The organism is Pannonibacter sp. CBAS1226, assembly GCF_055685825.1.
The window spans coordinates 1,134,507-1,153,027 of the sequence record NZ_JBVOUO010000001.1 but is presented as its reverse complement, the minus strand read 5'-3'; the positions used below and the strand labels follow the sequence as shown (position 1 = coordinate 1,153,027).

At 64.1% G+C, this 18,521-nt stretch carries 16 protein-coding genes and 1 pseudogene; 9 read left to right on the top strand and 8 right to left on the bottom strand.

Features of this window, described 5'->3' with window-relative positions:
- The first annotated feature begins 13 nt into the window (after positions 1–13).
- The 6 genes from AC0CMF_RS05220 to AC0CMF_RS05195 all read left to right on the top strand — a co-directional run bounded on the left by AC0CMF_RS05220 (position 14) and on the right by AC0CMF_RS05195 (position 6,872).
- On the top strand, positions 14–1,486 hold the full coding sequence (locus AC0CMF_RS05220) for an FAD-binding oxidoreductase (RefSeq protein ID WP_058900062.1): 1,473 nt from the start codon (positions 14–16) through the stop codon (positions 1,484–1,486).
- A 32-nt stretch (positions 1,487–1,518) separates the two neighbouring features.
- A complete protein-coding gene (locus AC0CMF_RS05215; RefSeq protein WP_058900061.1) occupies positions 1,519–2,232 on the top strand; it encodes a FadR/GntR family transcriptional regulator in 714 nt (237 codons plus the stop codon).
- Between the two features lie 568 nt (positions 2,233–2,800).
- Positions 2,801–3,967: a fumarylacetoacetate hydrolase family protein gene (locus tag AC0CMF_RS05210; protein WP_472481124.1), complete on the top strand. Its 1,167-nt coding sequence runs from the start codon at positions 2,801–2,803 to the stop codon at positions 3,965–3,967.
- 7 nt (positions 3,968–3,974) lie between these two features.
- Complete coding sequence (locus AC0CMF_RS05205) at positions 3,975–4,508, top strand: TRAP transporter small permease (RefSeq protein WP_050471754.1); 534 nt, start codon at positions 3,975–3,977, stop codon at positions 4,506–4,508.
- Between the two features lie 3 nt (positions 4,509–4,511).
- On the top strand, positions 4,512–5,789 hold the full coding sequence (locus AC0CMF_RS05200; RefSeq protein WP_058900060.1) for a TRAP transporter large permease: 1,278 nt from the start codon (positions 4,512–4,514) through the stop codon (positions 5,787–5,789).
- 78 nt (positions 5,790–5,867) lie between these two features.
- Complete coding sequence (locus tag AC0CMF_RS05195; RefSeq protein WP_472481121.1) at positions 5,868–6,872, top strand: DctP family TRAP transporter solute-binding subunit; 1,005 nt, start codon at positions 5,868–5,870, stop codon at positions 6,870–6,872.
- A 251-nt stretch (positions 6,873–7,123) separates the two neighbouring features.
- Here AC0CMF_RS05195 and AC0CMF_RS05190 read toward each other — a convergent pair whose 3' ends face one another.
- The 3 genes from AC0CMF_RS05190 to AC0CMF_RS05180 form a co-directional block, all read right to left on the bottom strand.
- Complete coding sequence (locus AC0CMF_RS05190; protein WP_050471751.1) at positions 7,124–8,038, bottom strand: DMT family transporter; 915 nt, start codon at positions 8,036–8,038, stop codon at positions 7,124–7,126.
- A 224-nt stretch (positions 8,039–8,262) separates the two neighbouring features.
- Positions 8,263–9,156, bottom strand: a complete 894-nt coding sequence (locus tag AC0CMF_RS05185) for a LysR family transcriptional regulator (RefSeq protein ID WP_122519918.1) — start codon at positions 9,154–9,156, stop codon at positions 8,263–8,265.
- Between the two features lie 24 nt (positions 9,157–9,180).
- Positions 9,181–9,432 carry a hypothetical protein gene (locus AC0CMF_RS05180; protein ID WP_472481119.1) on the bottom strand — a complete coding sequence of 84 codons (252 nt, stop codon included), beginning with the start codon at positions 9,430–9,432 and terminating at the stop codon, positions 9,181–9,183.
- On the opposite strand from AC0CMF_RS05180, the gene AC0CMF_RS05175 reads away from it, so the two are divergent.
- The gene (locus AC0CMF_RS05175; protein WP_472481117.1) at positions 9,431–10,549 is read left to right on the top strand and encodes a serine hydrolase domain-containing protein; all 1,119 of its coding nucleotides are present in this window, start codon (positions 9,431–9,433) and stop codon (positions 10,547–10,549) included. The genes AC0CMF_RS05180 and AC0CMF_RS05175 overlap by 2 nt on opposite strands.
- Before the next feature lie 126 nt (positions 10,550–10,675).
- On the opposite strand, the gene AC0CMF_RS05170 is transcribed toward AC0CMF_RS05175, so the two are convergent.
- The 5 genes and pseudogenes from AC0CMF_RS05170 to AC0CMF_RS05150 form a co-directional block, all read right to left on the bottom strand.
- Positions 10,676–11,641: an SMP-30/gluconolactonase/LRE family protein gene (locus AC0CMF_RS05170; protein WP_472481115.1), complete on the bottom strand. Its 966-nt coding sequence runs from the start codon at positions 11,639–11,641 to the stop codon at positions 10,676–10,678.
- Positions 11,642–11,649: 8 nt separating this feature from the next.
- A complete protein-coding gene (locus AC0CMF_RS05165) occupies positions 11,650–12,627 on the bottom strand; it encodes an ABC transporter permease (protein WP_050471748.1) in 978 nt (325 codons plus the stop codon).
- A gap of 9 nt (positions 12,628–12,636) precedes the next feature.
- A pseudogene (locus AC0CMF_RS05160) lies at positions 12,637–13,580 on the bottom strand (ABC transporter permease); the annotation flags it as partial.
- Entirely contained in the window at positions 13,577–15,025 is a 1,449-nt protein-coding gene (locus AC0CMF_RS05155) for an ATP-binding cassette domain-containing protein (RefSeq protein ID WP_374628421.1), read from the bottom strand. The gene AC0CMF_RS05155 and the pseudogene AC0CMF_RS05160, both read right to left, overlap by 4 nt.
- A gap of 148 nt (positions 15,026–15,173) precedes the next feature.
- Positions 15,174–16,190: an ABC transporter substrate-binding protein gene (locus AC0CMF_RS05150; protein ID WP_055456242.1), complete on the bottom strand. Its 1,017-nt coding sequence runs from the start codon at positions 16,188–16,190 to the stop codon at positions 15,174–15,176.
- Positions 16,191–16,444: 254 nt separating this feature from the next.
- Between AC0CMF_RS05150 and AC0CMF_RS05145 the strand changes: the two genes are divergently transcribed.
- On the top strand, positions 16,445–17,728 hold the full coding sequence (locus AC0CMF_RS05145) for a GAF domain-containing sensor histidine kinase (protein ID WP_374628465.1): 1,284 nt from the start codon (positions 16,445–16,447) through the stop codon (positions 17,726–17,728).
- The gene (locus AC0CMF_RS05140; RefSeq protein ID WP_374628419.1) at positions 17,709–18,476 is read left to right on the top strand and encodes a response regulator; all 768 of its coding nucleotides are present in this window, start codon (positions 17,709–17,711) and stop codon (positions 18,474–18,476) included. The genes AC0CMF_RS05145 and AC0CMF_RS05140 overlap by 20 nt, the downstream gene beginning before the upstream one ends.
- Positions 18,477–18,521 lie beyond the last annotated feature (45 nt).

Sequence of the window (18,521 nt, the reverse complement as noted above, 5' to 3'; positions counted from 1 at the left end):
CGGGACCGGAAGAATGACGGATGTGATGGAACACCCGCAGGGAACAGACCAGCCTGAAGCCGCATGCGCAGCCGTGGCGGCAAGGCTTGTGGATGCGCTTGGCGCGGATATGGTGCTGACGGGCACTGATGTGGCCCGATATTGCCGCGACTGGCACGGGGATGTGGAAACCGGCGCCGTCGCCGTGCTGCGGCCACGCTCCACGCAAGATGTGGCGCAGGCGGTGAAGGCCGTGGCCGCGCTGGGGCTTTCCCTCGTGCCGCAGGGCGGCAACACCGGGCTGGTGCTTGGCGCAACGCCGGATGATCCGGCAGGGCAGGTGGTGCTGAGCCTGGAGCGGATGACCGCCATCCGCCGTCTTGATGCCGATGATTTTTCCGCCGTGGTCGAAGCCGGGGCGGTGCTGTCGGAGTTCAAGGACAAGGTGGCGGAGGCAGGCCTGTTCTTCCCGCTGGCGCTGGGGGCGCAGGGCTCCTGCCGCATCGGCGGCAATGTCTCCACCAATGCCGGGGGCATCAACGTGCTGCGCTATGGCATGACGCGGGAGCTGGTGCTGGGGCTTGAGGTGGTGCTGCCGGACGGCAGCATTTTCGACGGCCTCTCCGCCCTTCGCAAGGACAACCGGGGCATCGACCTGAAACAGCTCTTCATCGGCGCGGAAGGCACGCTGGGCGTCGTCACCGCCGTGGCCGTCAAGCTCTTGCCGCAGCCGGATCAGGTGGCCACCGCCTTGCTGGGGTTCAATGCGCTGGAGGATGCCATCCGGCTTTACCGCCGTGCGCGGCGCGACTGCTGCGACCTGATGTCGGCTTTCGAGTTCATGCCGCCGCTGGCTTTCACCTTGGCGCAGGAGGCCATCCCGGACCTGCCCATGCCCATGGCGGCAGATTATCCGGCCTATGTGCTGATGGAGATTTCCGGCTCCAGGCTCGTCGATGTGGACGATCTGATGAGCCGCTTCCTCGAAGGCGTCATGGCCGACGGGCTGGTGGTGGACGGGGTGGTTGCCGCCTCGCAGGCACAGGCGCGCACTCTCTGGCTTTTCCGCGAGGGCATGAACGAGGGGCAAGCAAAGCGCGGGCGGCACCTGCGCACGGATGTCTCCGTGCCCCTGTCGCGCGTGCCGGATTTCGTGCGCGAGGCGGAAGCTGCCATCCATGCGGCGCTGCCCGACTGCACCTGCGTCTCCTATGGCCATGTGGGCGATGGCAACGTGCATCTCAATGTGCTGCCGCCTGCAGGGCTCACAAGGCAAGAGGCGGATGCGCGGATCTATCAGGCCAAGACCGTGCTCAACGCCGTGCTGGACGGATTCGGCGGCTCGATCAGCGCCGAACATGGCATTGGCCGGCTGAAGAAGCCTGACTTTGAGGCGCGGCTGCAGCCTGTCAAACGCCAGCTTCTGACCTCCATCAAGGCGGCAATCGACCCGCAAGGCATCATGAATCCCGGCTGCCAATTGAATTTGAGCGGGGTTTCGGGATAAAGGCGCTAATCGCCCAGAAGACAGGACAGGGAATGGCCATCGGCATGGAACAGATCCGGCGCAGTGAACATCTGCCCGCACGCATTGCGGCGCAGATTGCCCGCGACATCAGCGAGGGCCGGATCAAGTCCGGTGACCGGTTGCCGACGGAACATGCTTTGGCCAAGACCCTCGGCGTCAGCCGCACGGTGGTGCGGGAGGCCATTGCCCAGCTGCGCAATGAGGGGCTGGTGGAAACGCGGCAGGGCGTCGGTGCTTTCGTGACTGAGCCGCAGGCGCGTCCGATCCGCATTGCCCAGAACGATCTGGACGACCGGGAGAGCTTCCGCGACCTGTTCCAGTTGCGCCTGCCGCTGGAGATCGAGGCGGCCGGACTTGCCGCCCTGCATCATACAGCCGAAGACCTCGCCCGGCTGGACGAGGCGCTGGCGCAGATGACCGGGGCGGAGAAGTGGACGGAGCAGGGCATCATTGCCGATCTGGCCTTCCACCGGGCCGTCGCCGATGCCACGGGCAATGCCTATTTCGGCATGTTCATCGGCTTCATCGCCGAGCGCATCAGTCTTGCGATCAATGCGGCGCGGGCCAGCGCCGTGCTGGAAGAGATCGTCGAGACCACCATCGCCGAACATGTGGCCGTGCGTGATGCCATCGCCAGCCGGGATGCTTTGGCGGCCCGCGCCGCCATGCGCCAGCATCTAACGGGCGCTGCAAGCCGCATTGCCCTCAATCTCGAGATTTATTGACGCATATCTCTCTGTCCGCAGTTCAGGCAGTAGATTTCGCGTTCGTGAACTTAATGTTTCGTCATGCCATGACTTGATCATGGCATCCATGCCCTTGCGGTTCAGATGTTGTTTGCTTTTAGGTGTGGGGAAATTCGCCGCTTGTCAGGTGCGGCAAGGTCATGGAATGGATGCCATGGTCGGGGCCATGGCATGACGAAATGGTTGGCCTGTGCGAAGCCCGGCGCGTGCTGTGATGCAGAGCAATGGGCTGCAGGCTGCCGTTGAAGGCGTGGCAGAGAGGCCGGGGCAGTCTTTCGCCTGAATAAGGCCTCCATTTTTAGACTGCGCTTCGGCAAGCTCTTGATGTCCTGGGGCAAGGCCTCACCTGCGGGAACCCGCAGGGTGTTTGCACATCTTCGCTGTTGTTGCGGACAGGCGCTGCCACAGGCTGGACAAGCCCGGCGTCATGTTGCTAAGACTCATTAATGTGATTGTCTGACATCCAGACAATCCGGCAGGGCATGGCAGGAGCAATGCGCGTGGAGGCGCTGGCCTGCTGTCCGGGGAATTGGGGAGGAGGGCACTGGTGGCCGGTCAAGTTGTTACTGCATCTGGAATTCTGCCTGCCGATGCGCAGGACGCCGTGCTCGTTGGCCGCGTCTGGTCGAAAGCGGAAGACGGGCCTTGCCCGGTGCTGATCCGCGATGGGCAGGTGTTCAACCTGACCGGCATTGCCGCCACCGTTTCCTCCCTTTTTGAAATGCCGGAGATCGCCGCACGGCTGAAGCAGGCGTCAGGCCTGCCGGATTTGGGGCCGCTGGATGCGTTCCTCGATAGCAGCGCCGGTCAGTTGCTGGCGCCCATCGATTTGCAATCGGTCAAGGCGGCTGGCGTCACCTTTGCCGACAGCATGCTGGAGCGGGTGATCGAGGAACAGGCCAAGGGCGACAGCTCCCGCGCGCTGGAGATCCGCGAGCGTCTGGCCCCCGTGCTGGGCGGCAGTCTGCGCGGCGTCAAGGCCGGGTCGGAAGAAGCCCGCAAGGTCAAGGCGCTGCTGCAGGACATGGGCCTGTGGTCGCAGTATCTGGAAGTGGGCATTGGCCCCGATGCGGAAATTTTCACCAAGGCGCAGCCCATGTCGCCGGTCGGCTGCGGCGCAAAGGCGGGCATTCATCCCATTTCCGAGTGGAACAATCCGGAGCCCGAAGTGGTTCTGGCGGTTCGCTCGGACGGCGTGATCCTCGGCGCCACCCTCGGCAATGACGTGAACCTGCGCGATGTGGAGGGCCGCTCGGCGCTGCTGCTCGGCAAGGCGAAGGACAACAACGCCTCCTGCGCCATCGGCCCCTTCATCCGCCTGTTCGACGAGGGCTTCACCATCGATGACCTGCGCAAGGTGCGGGTGTCGCTGCTGGTGGAGGGCGAGGACGGGTTCGTCATGACGGGAGAAAGCCCGATGGAAGCCATCAGCCGCTCGCCGGAGGAACTGGCCGGCCAGCTGCGCAACCGCAATCACCAGTATCCGGACGGGGCAGTGCTGTTCCTCGGCACCATGTTTGCGCCCGTCAAGGACCGGCGCGGGGTGGGGCAGGGCTTCACCCACGAGATTGGCGACCGGGTGGAGATCCACACGCCGAAGCTGGGGCGCCTGATCAACTGGATCGACCGCACGGATGCCTGCCCGGAATGGACTTTCGGCCTGCGTGAGCTGTTCCGCAACCTTGCCCGCCGCGGGCTGGCGGACAAGGTGTGAGGGGCTCATGATCGCGACCCTCACCCGTCTCTTCTACCGCGCGCTGGAAGCGGTGCTCGTTTTCCTGCTGGCCTCCATGGCCGTCATGGTCTTCGTCAATGTGGTCCTGCGCTACGGCATGAATTCCGGCCTCGTCGTCTCGGAAGAGCTGGCGCGGTATTTCTTCGTCTGGCTCACCTTCATCGGTGCGGTCGTGACCTTCCGGGAAAACTCCCATCTCGGCATCGAGACGCTGGTGGTGCATTTCTCCCGGCGCGGGCGCCTCTTCTGCATGGCGCTGGTCAACATCATCATCATGACCTGTTCCGCCATCTTCTTCTGGGGCACCTGGAAGCAGTTCCCCATCAATGCCTCCATGGCAGCCCCCGTCACCGGCATGCCGATGATCTGGGTCTATGGCATCGGCTTCTTCACCGGTGGCGGCATGTTCCTGATTTCGCTGGAACGCTTCATCCGCATCCTGCTGGGCCGCACCACGGACAAGGAAATCGCCGTGTTCGCCGGTGAGCACGCGGACCCTGCCAAGCTGATGGAGCACTGACACATGACGCTTCTCGTCTTCATCGGCTCCCTGCTGGGTTCCATGGCCATCGGTGTGCCGGTCGCTTTCGCGCTCATGTTCTGCGGCGTCATCCTCATGTCCTACATGGGCATGTTCAACACGCAGATCGTGTCGCAGAACATGATCTCCGGCGCAGACACCTTCACGCTGCTGGCCATTCCCTTCTTCATTCTCGCCGGTGAACTGATGAACTCCGGCGGCCTGTCCCGCCGCATCATCGACTTTGCGCTGGCCTGGGCCGGGCATATCCGCGGCGGCCTCGGCTTCGTGGCCATCGTGGCGGCGATCATCATGGCCAGCCTGTCCGGGTCGGCAGCGGCCGATACGGCGGCTCTGGCCGCGATCCTGGTGCCGATGATGGCCCGCGCAGGCTATGACGTGCCGCGCTCGGCCGGCCTCATGGCGGCGGGCGGCATCATCGCCCCGGTCATTCCGCCGTCGCTCGCCTTCATCATCTTCGGCGTGGCCGCCAATGTGTCGATCACCAAGCTGTTCATGGGCGGCATTGTGCCCGGCATCATGATGGGCTGCGCCCTGGCCCTGACCTGGACCTTCCTTGTCCGCAAGTCCAAGGTCGAGACGCTGCCGCGCCAGCCCATGTCCGTCCGCCTTGCGGCAACGGGCCGCGCCGCCTGGGCGCTGGGCATGCCGGTGATCATTCTCGGCGGCATCCGCATGGGTGTCGTCACGCCGACGGAAGCGGCGGTGATTGCCGCCTTCTATGCGCTGATGGTCGGGCTTTTCGTCTACCGGGAACTGAAGGTCGCCGATCTCTACTTCGTCATCCTGCGGGCGGCGAAGACGACCTCGATCGTCATGTTCCTCGTCGCGGCGGCGCTGGTGTCGGCCTGGCTGATCACGGCGGCGAATATTCCGGCAGAGATCACCCGCCACATTGCCCCGCTGATCGAGCAGCCCAAGCTGCTGATGCTGGTGATGATGATGCTGGTGCTTGTGGTGGGCACGGCGCTGGATCTGGCACCCACCATCCTGATCCTGTCGCCGGTGCTGATGCCGATCGTCAAGCAGGCGGGCATTGATCCGGTCTATTTCGGTGTTCTCTTCGTCATGAACACCTGTATCGGCCTCATCACGCCGCCGGTTGGCGTGGTGCTCAACGTGGTCAGCGGCGTGTCCAAGGTGCCGCTCGGCAAGGTGGTGACAGGCGTCATGCCTTTCCTGCTGTCACAGATCGCAGTGCTGCTGCTGCTGATCCTGTTCCCGGAACTGGTGCTGGTGCCGCTGTCCTGGCTGCACTAGGTGCCCTGTACCCATACGGCGGCAGGCCAGAGGAGTGGCTGCCGCCGGAAAGACTTGATGAAAAGGGAGGAAGAGACAATGAAGAAACTGCTTCTCGCCACCACGGCTGTGGTGTTTGCCGCCACCGCCGCTGTTCCGGCATCGGCGCAATTCAATGACCGCAACATGCGGGTGTCCAATGGCATCAATGCGGACCATCCGGTCGGCAACGGCATCAATGCCATGCAGGCCTGCCTTGACGAAAAGTCCGGCGGCAAGCTGAAGCTGACCGCCTTCTGGGGCGGCGCGCTCGGCGGCGACCTGCAGGCAACCCAGGCCCTGCGCGCCGGCGTTCAGGAAGCTGTCGTCACCTCGTCCTCGCCGCTGGCCGGCATCGTTCCGGCGCTCGGCGTCTTCGACCTGCCGTTCCTCTTTGCCAGCAACGAGGAAGCCGATGCCGTGATGGACGGTGAGTTCGGCGAGTTCCTCAATGGCAAGCTGGCCGAGGCTGGTCTCGTCAATCTCGCCTATTGGGAAAATGGCTTCCGCAACCTGTCCAACTCCAGCCGTCCTGTCACCAGGTGGGAGGATCTGCAGGGCATGAAGGTGCGCGTGATGCAGAACAACGTCTTCCTCGACACCTTCCAGAACTTCGGCGCCAATGCCACGCCCATGGCCTTTGGCGAGGTCTTTTCCGCGCTCGAAACCAAGACCATCGATGCGCAGGAAAACCCCTATGTCACCATCGACACCTCGAAGTTCTACGAGGTGCAGGAATATGTCAGCGAGACGCGCCACGCCTATACGCCGTTCCTGTTCCTGTTCTCCAAGCCGATCTTCGACAGCTACACCGCAGATGAGCAGGCTGCCCTGAGGGACTGCGCCATCGTTGGCCGCGACGAGGAGCGCAAGGTGATCCGTGAACTGAACCAGACTTCGCTGGAGAAGATCCAGGCCGAAGGCGTCAAGTTCAACACCCTGAGCGAGGACGAGCAGAAGCGCATGCTCGAAAAGTCTCAGGTGGTCTACGAGAAGCACAAGGACACCATCGGTGCCGATGTGATCGAGCGCGTGCAGCAGGAACTGGCGAAGATCCGCGGCTGATCCTGGAGGAGGGGACACGCCCCTCCTGACCCATCCCCCGGACTGCGGTGCCCCATCCGCCGCAGTTCAGCGCAGAGACCCGCAGCGGCAACGTTGCGGGTCTTTTCCGTTTGTTTTGCCGCTCATTCGGGCTGCTTGTACCAAGGCTTTCGATGCTGACGCATCACGCCTTGAAAATGCTCAAGCGCCGCACGGGCTTGACCAATGCTCGATGAGAAAAGCTCATCGAGCATTGGTATTACTCCGGCCCCTCACTCCGGAATTGCGGGCAGCACCTGATCGCGCTTCTTCAGCTTCTGTTCGCGGAAGAAGATGAACAGTCCGGCGCCGGTGATGAGCGCTGCACCAAGCATCATGCTGGGCTTGGGCAGGTCGCCGAAGAAATACCAGCCGAAGACGACGGCCCACAGCAGCAGCGTATATTGCAGCGGCGCAACCGTGGCCGCATCCGAGATCTTCAGGGCGCGGTTGACCATGATATGGGCGGTCATGGCGACGATGCCGAGCAGGGACAGCAGCAGCGCATCTTCCATCGAGGCGATGGGGCGCCAGTCGAACGGGGCCATGACAAGCCCGGCAAGCCCTGCGCCTGCCGTCTGGAAGAAGACCAGCGTCTTGTCCGGCGTGCCGCGCAGGCTGCGGCCGGACAGCATCATGAAGGCAAAGGCGGCAGCTCCGGCGATCGAGAGGATCGCGGGCGGGGTGAACATGGCGCTCGACGGATTGAGCGCGATGATGACGCCGATGAAGCCCACCGCAATGGCGCTCCAGCGCCGCCAGCCCACCTTCTCACCCAGAAGGAAGGGGGAGAGCGCGGCCACATAGATCGGCGCCGCCAGCCAATAGGTCATCACGTCTGCGAGCGGCAGATAGGTGACGGCATAGTAGAAGCAGAAAAGCTCGAAGGTGGAAAAGGCCACACGGGCCGCCTGCATGCCCGGCCGTTCCGGCTTGAGCAGCGGCTTGAGGCCAGACATCCAGAGAAATGGGGCGAGGATCAGCAGCGCCGCGATGCTGCGGATCAGCACCACCTGGCCGACGCTGTAGCTGGCGACGAGCCATTTTCCCATGGCGTCGTTCAGCGCAAAGAGGAACATGCCGAGCAGCATGATGGCAGGTCCTGCAATCCCGCCAAGACGATGAACGGCCGCGCTCGTGGAAGTCATGTTGAGGGTCCTTGTGGCCGGGATTCTGGCTGCCTGAAGCGGCCGGTATGATGCGGTGAAAAGCAGGGTCCGCGCGAGGCCGCCAGAAGTGGGGCGGGCGGCTGTTGACCAGTCACGGAACCTGCCTCTAAGAATGCCATCTGCCGCAAAAAAGTGCACGCAATCTCCGCCCTTGGTCCACAGCTTGCCGCTGTTTTTTGCGAAGAAACAGGTCCTTGTTCCGTTCAGAGCGTCTGGAGCAGCCGGGTCGAAATATCGATGATATCACGGGAGACCAGCGAGGCCGGCGTGTGCTTGCGGGTCAGCACGCCGAGCTGCATCGGCGGCGGCAGATCCGGCACGCTGATTTCATGCAGGTCCTGGCCCCAGAAGGCATGATCAAGGATGCGCAAGGGGCAGAAGGCGATCAGATCCGTTGACCGGTTCAGGGCGGCGAGCAGGAAGGGAGAGCGGCACAGGGTTGGCGGATGGGCAAGGGTGATGTCCTTTGCCGCCAGCCAGTCGAGCGTTGCCTGATCGGCGCTGCCGGGGGCCGGATTGAGCAGCCAGCGCTCCTGCGCCAGTTCCTCCCAGGAGACCTGCCGGCCGGCAAAGCGGGTTGAGCCGGTGACCGGCGCAATCTGGACCTCAGCGAAAGAGAAGAAGGCGAGATCCGCCGGCAGGGCATTTGGCACGGCAATGCCAAGCGCCAGATCCAGCTGCCCATCCTGCAGCCGGGGCACGATATTGCCCAGCGTGCCGGATTCCACTTCCAGCTGCCCCTCCGGGTGGCGGCGCTGGAATTCGTGAATGATGCTGCCGAGCTTCGTCGCCGCCACCACAGGTGTCACCGCGATGCGCGCGGTGGCAACCGTCTGCCCGGAGATGCGCCGTACCTCCTCTTCCGCGCGGCGCATGGTCGCCACGATCAGCCGTGCATGGGTCATCAGCGCCTTGCCGGCCGGGGTGAACTGCGTGCCGTGCGAGGCGCGCAGCAGCAGCGCCGCCCCGGTCTGCGCTTCCAGTTCTCGCAGCATCTTGGTCAGCGCACTTTGGGACAGCCCCATCTCCCGCGCTGCACCGCGGATGGAGCCTTTGTCGGCGAGGGCGACGAGCGCCTTGAGCTGCTGTGTCTTCACGGGCGGGGTGAACTCTCTTGGTTGTCAGGTGGCAACATTATGTGTCTGTTTTGATTTTTGCCAATATGCCTGAATGACCCAACGAACAACCGCAGGCGCGAAGACGCGCGGGTTCGGTGCCGCTTCTGTTCCCAGAGCGGCAGACCAGGGGAGGAAGCTTGTGTCGCGAACTGAATTCAAAAAAATCCCGGCAATACTGGCCATGGCCTTGATGAGCCTTCCGGCGGCTGCATCGGCCAGCGACCAGAATGATGCGAAATGGTTGTCACCGACCATGGTGAATGCCCGCGCCAACATGCTGAACCCGGCGCTGAACTACCTGACGTTCCAGCACATGGACCAGATGTTCGCGACCCGGACCGTTGCCGCAGGGGCCGAAGTGCAGCCGCTGCCGTCCATGCCTGTCTCGCTGGAGGGCGAGTACACGATTGGAGAGGCCAAGCTGGACCTGGAAGGCGCGCTTGAAGCGACCCACACCAATGCGCTTGTCGTGCTGAAGGACGGCAACCTCGTTTACGAGACCTACCGCAATGGCAGCGACGAGAACACCCGCTTTCTGACCTTCTCGGTCGCCAAGTCCTATGTCTCGACGCTGATCGGCCTTGCGCTGGCCGATGGCCATATCAAGAGCCTCGACGACAAGGTGACCGACTATCTGCCCGAGATGAAGGGCAGCGGCTATGACGGGCCGACCATCCGCGACCTGCTGCAGATGCGCTCCGGCGTGGACTGGCTGGAGGTCTATGAATTCGGCAGCGACACCCAGCTGACCACTGTCCATGACAATTCCCTCGTCGGCTACAAGTACCGCTGGTGCGACTATGCCGCCAAGGAATCCAAGCCGGGCGCCAATGCAGCGGAGCGGCCCTTCAACTACGCCACGCTCGACACCAGCGTGCTCGGCTGCATCCTCGAAAAGGCCGTCGGCAAGACCGGCGCCGAGTATATGTCCGAAAAGCTCTGGAAGCCGGCCGGCATGGCAAATGATGCCTACTGGATCATGGACGGGCCGCCTTCCGTTGGCCGCGAGTTCTTCGGCGCAGGCCTTGCCGCCACCGCCCGCGATCATGCCCGCTTTGGCCTGATGTTCCTCAATCAGGGCAAGTCCAACGGCAACCAGGTTGTTTCGGCAGACTGGGTGAAGGAAGCCACCGTGCCGTCCGAGGGCAACGAGCCCGCCGGGCCGGAGGAAAAGCTGGGCTACCAGTACCAGTGGTGGACCTTCCCGGAGAGCGACGCCTATTCGGCACTGGGCCTGTTCCACCAGTATATCTACGTCGATCCCGCCAACAATCTTGTCATCATGAAGGCGACCGCTTCGCCCGATCCGGTTGGTCATGACGAACCCAATCTGGCTCTGTTCAAGCAGATCACCGGCAAGCTGACGAAGTAACTTGCAGCAGAGGGGCACGCGGTTTTACAGCGTGTCCCCCAACCTCCAGAACCGCATCGCCCCCTGCGATGCGGTTTTTTCATGACCCGGGAGAAGGGGCGGGGAGAGCGGCGGACACAGCCCGCGTCAGGGCATCTGCACCCCGGTCGCCGTGACATGGACGGCGTAAAGCGAGCGGGTTGCCGTGATGAACAGCCGGTTGCGGCGCGGCCCTCCGAAGGTGAGGTTGGCAACCGTCTGCGGCACCAGGATCTTGCCCAGCAAAGTGCCGTCAGGGGCGAAACAGTGCACCCCGTCTCCGGCGCTGGTCCAGAGATTGCCATCTGTATCGAGGCGGAAGCCGTCCGGCAGGCCGCAATCCAGCTTGCAGAAAACGCGGCCATTCTCCAGCCTGCGCCCGTCCACCACGTCAAAGACGCGGATCTGGCTCGGCACGGAGGCATCGTGGCTTGCCCCGGATTCGGCGATGTAGAGCCGGCGCTCGTCCGGTGAAAAGGCAAGCCCGTTGGGCTGGGTGAAATCATCCACCACGGCGCTCACCGTGCCGGTCTGCGGATCTATCCGGTAAACCCGCCGCGCCGCCTGTTCGGGCTCGGCCTTGTAGCCCTCGTAGTCGGACAGGATGCCGTAGGTGGGATCTGAGAACCAGATGCTGCCGTCCGACTTCACCACCACATCATTGGGCGAGTTCAGCCGCTTGCCCTCGAAATGGCTGGCCAGAACCGTGAGGCTGCCATCGGTTTCGGTGCGGGTGACGCGGCGCTCCCCATGTTCACAGGTCACCAGCCGGCCCTCGCGGTCGCGGGTGTTGCCATTGGCAAAGCCGGAAGGGGCGCGGAAAATCGAGATCCCGGAGCCCGGGTTTGAGCCTGTTCCGGCCTGCGCGCCCGGTTCGGGCACATAGCGCAGCATCCGCTCGTTCGGGATGTCGCTGAACAGGAGGCAGCCGAGATCGGCAAACCAGACCGGTCCTTCCGCCCAGCGGCAGCCGCTGAAAAGCTCTTCAAGCGCGGCGCTGGGGATGATCAGGTTGCGGAACCGCGGGTCGATGATCTCGTAAGGAGAGGTCATGGTCTGGATCTTCCGTTGCATGGGACCTGTCAGCGCCCCGCCGCAGGGCGGCTGGCGGCGATGATGACGGCGATGATGATGAGGCCGGTGAGGACAAGACGCGGACCTGCGCCAAAGCCGTAGGTGTTGAGCATCGACACCACCAGGAACATGAAGAGCGATGCGCCCCAGATGCCCGGCACATTGGAGTTGCCGCCTGCCACGGCCGAGCCGCCGATCACCACCACGGCAATGGAGGCCAGCAGATATTCCGCGCCCATGTTGAGCGCCGCCCCGCCGGAGAAGCTTGCCAGCAGATAGCCGCAGACCGAGGCCAGCACCGCACAGAGCACATAGGTGACGAAGCGGGTGCCATCGACGGGAATTCCGGCCATGCGCGCGGCAAAGGAACTCTGGCCGATGGCCGAGATCCAGCGGCCGTAGAGCGTGCGCTCCAGCAGCCACCAGGCGGGCAGGGTGAGCGCCAGCGCCGCCAGTGCCATGTTGGGAATGCCGGATGTGGTGCCGGTGGCAAATTGCGCCAGCAGTTCCGGCGGCTTGATGCGGATGCCGCGATTGTACCAGATGGCCGCCGACTGGGCGATGAAGCTCATCGACAAGGTGGCGATGATCGGGGGAATGCGCAGCAGCTTGATCAGGGCGTAGTTGGCAATGCCGATGGCGATGCCAACAAGGATTGCTGCCAGAAGACCGGCCAGAACCAGGGAATCCTGTCCATCCATGATCTTCATGGACACGGTTCCGGCGAGCGTGATGGTGGCGGGGACGGAAAGGTCCACATTGCCCGGTCCAAGGGTGATGACGAACATCTGCCCGAGACCGGCAATCACAGAGAAGGCCGCGAAGGTGAGGGCGGCCTGACTGAGGCCGCCCACGCCCGCGCCGCCGGTGAAGGCGAGAGTGGTGGCCCAGGTCAGGAAGGCGGCGGCGAAGGACCAGATCCATGGGCGCAGGAGGCTGGCTGGCGTCCATGCGGTGCGGGCGGCGGGGCTGGTGTGCTGGCTCATGTCCGGGCGCCTCCGGTTTTGCCGCCGTTCTGGCGGGCGTTGAAGAGAAGGCGCAGTCCCAGCACGATGATCAGGATCGCGCCCTGTGCGCCGATCTGCCAGTCGGGCGAGATGCGCAGGAAGGAGAGGAACGAGCCTGCGAGCGTCAGCGTCAGCGCGCCGATGACCGCGCCGATGGGCGACACGCGTCCGCCGGTGAATTCGCCGCCGCCGAGGATCACCCCGGCAATGGACAGCAGCGTATAGCGCAGGGCGATATTGGCATCGGCTGACGTGGTGAGGCCGACAAGCGCCATGCCTGCCAGAATGGCGAAGACCGCAGCAAGCGCATAGGCCCCGGCCTTCAGCCGCAGCACCGACCATCCGGCCCGGGCGACGGACCGGCTGTTGCCGCCAACACCCCGGATGGCGACGCCGAAGGTGGAGCGCATGACGATGACATGCGCCAGCGCCGCGACGGCCAGGCTTGCAATGATGGCCATGGGCACGAAAGGCGGCTTGGCCGTCATCAGCCCGCGCAGCCACTCCGGCGCGGAGCCGCCCGGTGCGGGCAGGATCAGCACCGCAAGCCCGCCCCAGACGAAACTCATGCCGAGCGTGACGACGATGGAGGGCAGATCCCGCAGGGTGATGATGAAGCCCGTCAGCGCATAGACACAGACCGCGCCGCCAAGGATCAGGCCTGCGGTCAGCGGCGCTTCGGGCATGAAGGCGGCGGTGACGCAGGCGGCGAAGCTGACGAAGGTGCCGATCGACAGATCGAGGTCGTTCACCGCCATGATGATCATCTGCGCAATGGTGGCAAGGGCGATGGGCACCGCCAGATTGAACAGCAGGTTGAGGCCGGTGTAGCTCATGGCACGTGGCTGCAGGTAGAAGACGGCAGCCAGCAGCACGGCCAGCGAGATGGCCGGAATGAGCAGCCGCAGGGCTTCGGCGGAGGAGATCTTCATGCGGTTTCTCCGGAGAAGGACGCGGCAAGCACATGGTCTTCCGAGATGTCACTGCCCTCAAGGACGGCCGCAATCACCCCGTCGCGGAACACATAGACCCGGTCGCACAGGCAGATTTCGTCCATCTCGGTCGAATACCAGACGAAGGTGCGCCCGGCTTCGGCCTCCCGGCGCAGGATGGCATAAACATCCTGCTTGGTGCCGATATCGACGCCGCGCATCGGGTCATCCATCAGCACCACGTCAGCCGCGGTGCTGAGCGCCCGCGCAAACAGCACCTTCTGCTGGTTGCCGCCGGAGAGTGACAGGATGGGATTGCCCATGTCCGGCGTGCGCACCGCCATATGCTGCTTCCACTCGGCCCCGAGCGCGGCCTCGCGGGTGGCACTGATGGCGGTGAGGCGGGAGAGGCCGGGCAGGCTGCTGATGGTGAGATTGCGCAGGATGCTCCACAGCGGAAACGTGCCATTGAGCGAGCGGTCGCCTGCGACGAAGGCGATCCTGTCCCGGAACGACGGCAGCCAGTTGCTGCGCTGCGCCTCATAAAGCGCCAGCAGCATCCGCGTCTGGCCGTGGCCGGCGAGGCCGGCAAGGCCGATGATCTCGCCCTTGCGCGCCTCGAAAGCGGCGCTGCCATCCTTCGGGCGGTGGCTGAGCACGATGGGCGCATCACCTTTGCGGGGGGCGGGGCCTGCGGCATGGCTGTCGCGCACCACGCTGCCCATGGCCTCCACAAGGCTGCGCGCGGTAAACTGCTCCGCAGGCCGGGATGCGGTCACGCGGCCATCCTTCATCACCACGATGCGGCTCGACAGGGACAGGATCTCGCCCAGAATATGTGAAATGAAAAGAATGGATCCGCCTTCTGCAACGTATGTTTTCAGATAGGCCAGAAGCTGTTCGGCAAGTCCGGCGTCGAGCGAGGACGTCGGCTCATCGAGGATGACGAGCCTTGGCCTGCCCGTTACGGCAAGAAAGTTCAGGGCGATTTCCACCATCTGCCGTTCGGCGATGGACAGGCTGCTGACCGTGGCCCCGGTGGGGATGCGGTTGCCGGGGAAGATGGCATCCAACTGGCGCCGCATCAGTCCTTCGGCGCGCCGCCGCCAGCCCATGCCCTTCAGCCCGGCATGCATCAGCCGGGCGTTTTCGGCGATGGTCAGGTTGGGGCAGAGGGAGAGTTCCTGAAAGACGCAGCGGATCCCCGCCTCGCGCGCGCCCGCAACGCCTTCCAGAGCCGTGCCGCCCCGTTCCACTGTGCCTTCCTGCGGTGTCAGCGAGCCATTGATCACGTTGACGATGGTGGATTTGCCCGCACCATTGTGGCCGACGAGGCCGATGGCCTCACCTGCGCAGATGTCGAGGCCGGCACCATCCAGTGCCGTGACGGCTCCGAACTGGACCCTTACGCCGCTTACGCTCGCCACCAGGCTGTTTCCGGTCATGCTTGCTTGAACCGTCCTGAAACTCGGGAAAAGACAGCCCTGCCGCCGCAAGGCCCTTGCAGGGTGGGCGGCGGCAGGGAAAGCCTGCTCAAGCCCGTGCGGCGCTTGAGCAGTTCACTTGATGCATCAGCATCTCAGAGCCTTGGCGTCACTGAGCGGCCGCGATCACGGCCTGCGCGTCTTCCAGCGAATATTCCACGTTGGCAACGCCGCCCTTCTGGGTGGTGGCAAGGTTCTCTTCCAGCGTGTCCTGGCTGATGCTGAGGAAGGGCACGACGAGATCCTTCTTCACGTCCTTGCCGTCGAGGATCTGCTGGGCGACCCAGAAGGCGAGGGTGGAGACGCCGGGGGCGATGGAGACGGACATGGTCTCGTAGCCGGAGGCGTCCTTCTGCTTCTTCCACCACTGCAGCTCGTCTTCGCGGTTGCCCATGATGATCACCGGCGTCGGGCGGCCTGCGGCCTCGAAGGCCTGAGCTGCGCCATAGCCGTCGCCGCCCTGGGTGACGACGGCGGCGATTTCAGGCAGGCTCGGCAGAATGCCTGCGACGGCGCGCTGCGCCACATCCTGCGCCCAGTCGCCATGCACGGAGCCGGCAATCTTGAACTGCGGGAACTGCTTCACGCCCTCATGAATGCCCGCCGAGATCTCGTCATCGACGAAGACACCGGCAAGGCCGCGGATCTCCAGCAGGTTGCCGCCATCGGGCATGCGCTTGGACAGGTATTCCACCTGACCGCGGCCCATTTCCTTGAAGTCGACGGCGATGCGCCAGGCGCAGGGCTCGGTGACGATGCCGTCGAAGGAAACAACGATGATGCCGGCATCGCAGGCTTCCTTCACCGCACCGTTAAGGGCGGTCGGGGAGGCAGCGTTGAGGACGATGGCATCATAGCCCTGCAGGATCATGTTCTGGATCTGCGCGGCCTGTTCGGTTGCCTGGTTCTCGGCGGTGGTGAACGGATCGGCAGCGGCAACGATACCGGCCTTCACGGCTTCTGAGGTGACCTTTTCCCAGCTCGTCAGCATCGCCTGACGCCAGGAGTTGCCTGCGTAGTTGTTCGACAGGGCGATCTTCTTGTCCGAGGTGTCCGCGTGTGACGCCATGGGCATGGCCGCGCATGTCACGGCCACGGAGGCCATGATGAATGTCCTGAATGTCATTGTCTCACTCCCTGGAGCCGTATCAGGCAATTTCCGGGGCCGCTCCTCAACAGCCCGTGCCGGAAATTTTGTTTCTGGAAAACCTGTCCAGCGGCAAGAAGGATGCCGGAAATGAAAATGGCTGTACAGGCGGATGGGTGAAGCGGACTTGCGGGAAACCGCATATCATTTGCGGGAAACCGCAGGACGAACCGGGGCCCTGAATGGCTATGGTGGGAGACAGGCAGGCCGGGGAGGGCCGCCGGGAGGACAAGATGCCGGATCTTCAATCGGCAGCCCAGCTGGCGCAGTATGTGCGCATTTCACGGCTTCTGGCCGGACGGCTGGACTTCCAGTCAGCGATAGATGCGGTGGCCAAGGAAATCAAGGCCGTCATCCCGCACGACCATATGGATGTCTGCATCATTTCGCCGGGCAGTACATTCCACATTGCCTATGAAAGCGGCCTTGCGACCGACTGGAGCCGCAGGCCGCCGGCGAGCATCCGCTTCAGCCCCTTGCGCGACATGCTGGAGGGCGCCTTCGACACCATGCTGACGGGCGATGCCTGCACCGATCCGCGCTTTCATTTCGAGGGCGCCTTTGCCGCGCCCATCCTCGAGCACCGGCTGCGGGCGCGTCTGCATGCGGCGCTGAAGGTGCATGGCGAGACTATTGGTGTTCTGTCCTGCTCGCGGCTGGAGGCGGATGTCTACACGCAGGAGGATCTGGACCGCGCCTGCCTGATTGCGGATCTGATCGCCCCCTATTTCTATGCCCTGCGGGCTTCCGAAGAGGCGCGCAAGCTTGCCATCATCGAGGCAGAGGCCCGTGTGCGGGAAGAGACGCTGCGGCAGGGGGCAAGGCAGCTGACAGAAGAGCTGGACGCCGAGCGCCAGCGCATCGGCATGGAGCTGCATGACCAGACGCTGGCCGATCTCACCCGCATTGCCCGCCGGCTTGAGCGGCTCAGCCTGTCGGGGCCCGTGTCCGGAGCGATGCTGGAGCCGCTGAGCCTCAGCCTGCAGCAGTCGATGCAGGAGCTGCGGCAGATCATCGAACAGGCACGGCCCTCGGTGCTGCAGCTGTTTGGTCTGGCGGAAGCGATCGAAACCCATCTCGGCCGGGCCGTGCGTGACAGCGGCCTGTCGATCCGCTGGGCCATGGAGGATGCAACGGGCGGCGCACTGGCCTCGCTGCCGCCGCCTGTCAGCCTTGCGCTCTACCGGATCGCGCAGGAGGCCATCAACAATGCGGTGCGCCACTCGCAGGCCAGCCGTATCACGGTCCGGATCTGGCAGGAGAAGGCACAGCTTTATCTGGAAGTGTCCGACACCGGGATTGGCCTCAAAGCGGGGCGCCTGCACAAGGGCACAGGCATCGGCAACATGCAGACACGGGCGAGCCTGATCGCAGCCAGTTTCAGTTGCGGGTCAGGCAGCAGGGGCAGTTATGTGCGGGTCATCCTGCCCTTGCCGCCGGTGCCGCAAGTCAGCAGCGGGGAGACCGCAGAGACGGGCGATCACGAAGGGGAGCATCATGAAGCTGCTGATCGTTGAGGATGACGCCCTGCACCGGGCCTATCTGCATGAGGCGGTGCTTTCGGCCCTGCCGGAATGCGGGCAGGTGATCGAGGCGGGTGATGGCCAGTCCGGCGAGCAGATGGCCCGCGAGCACAAGGTGGAGCGGATCGTCATGGATCTGCAGATGAGCCCGCGCAACGGCATCGAGGCGGCGCGGGCCATCTGGCAGGAACGGCCCGGCACAAGCATCCTGTTCTGGTCCAATTATGCGGATGAGGCCAATGTGCGCGGCATTGCGCGGATCGTGCCCAAGGGCGCGGTTTATGGCTATGTGCTCAAATCAGCCTCGGAGGAGCGGTTGCGTCTCGCGCTGCGGTCGATCTTCATCGAGGCGCAGATCGTCATCGACCGGGAGGTCTGGGGCCTGCAGCAGCGTGGCAGCAGCGCAGCGCAGGGCCTGAGCGAATCCGAATATGAGGTGCTGGTCGATATCGCCCTTGGCCTGACGGACAGGATGATCGCCCGGCGCAGGCGCCTGTCCCTGCGCAGCGTGCAGAACCGGCTGCAGAGCATTTACGAGAAGCTGGATGTCTACCAGAGCGCACCGGATGGTGCGGGCGGCGGGGAGGCCGCCTTCAACCTGCGCGCCCGTGCCGTGACCATGGCGTTCCTGCGCAAGCTGCTCAACCATACGGCGTTGGAGCGGGCTGAGGCCGATCTCTCGCACTGGCTGCAGCGGCTGGAGCGGCAGGCGCATACGGTGGAATTGCCGGATCCGCAGTAGGATCGCACGGGCGCAGGGAGTATCATGCCCTACTCCTCTCCGTCC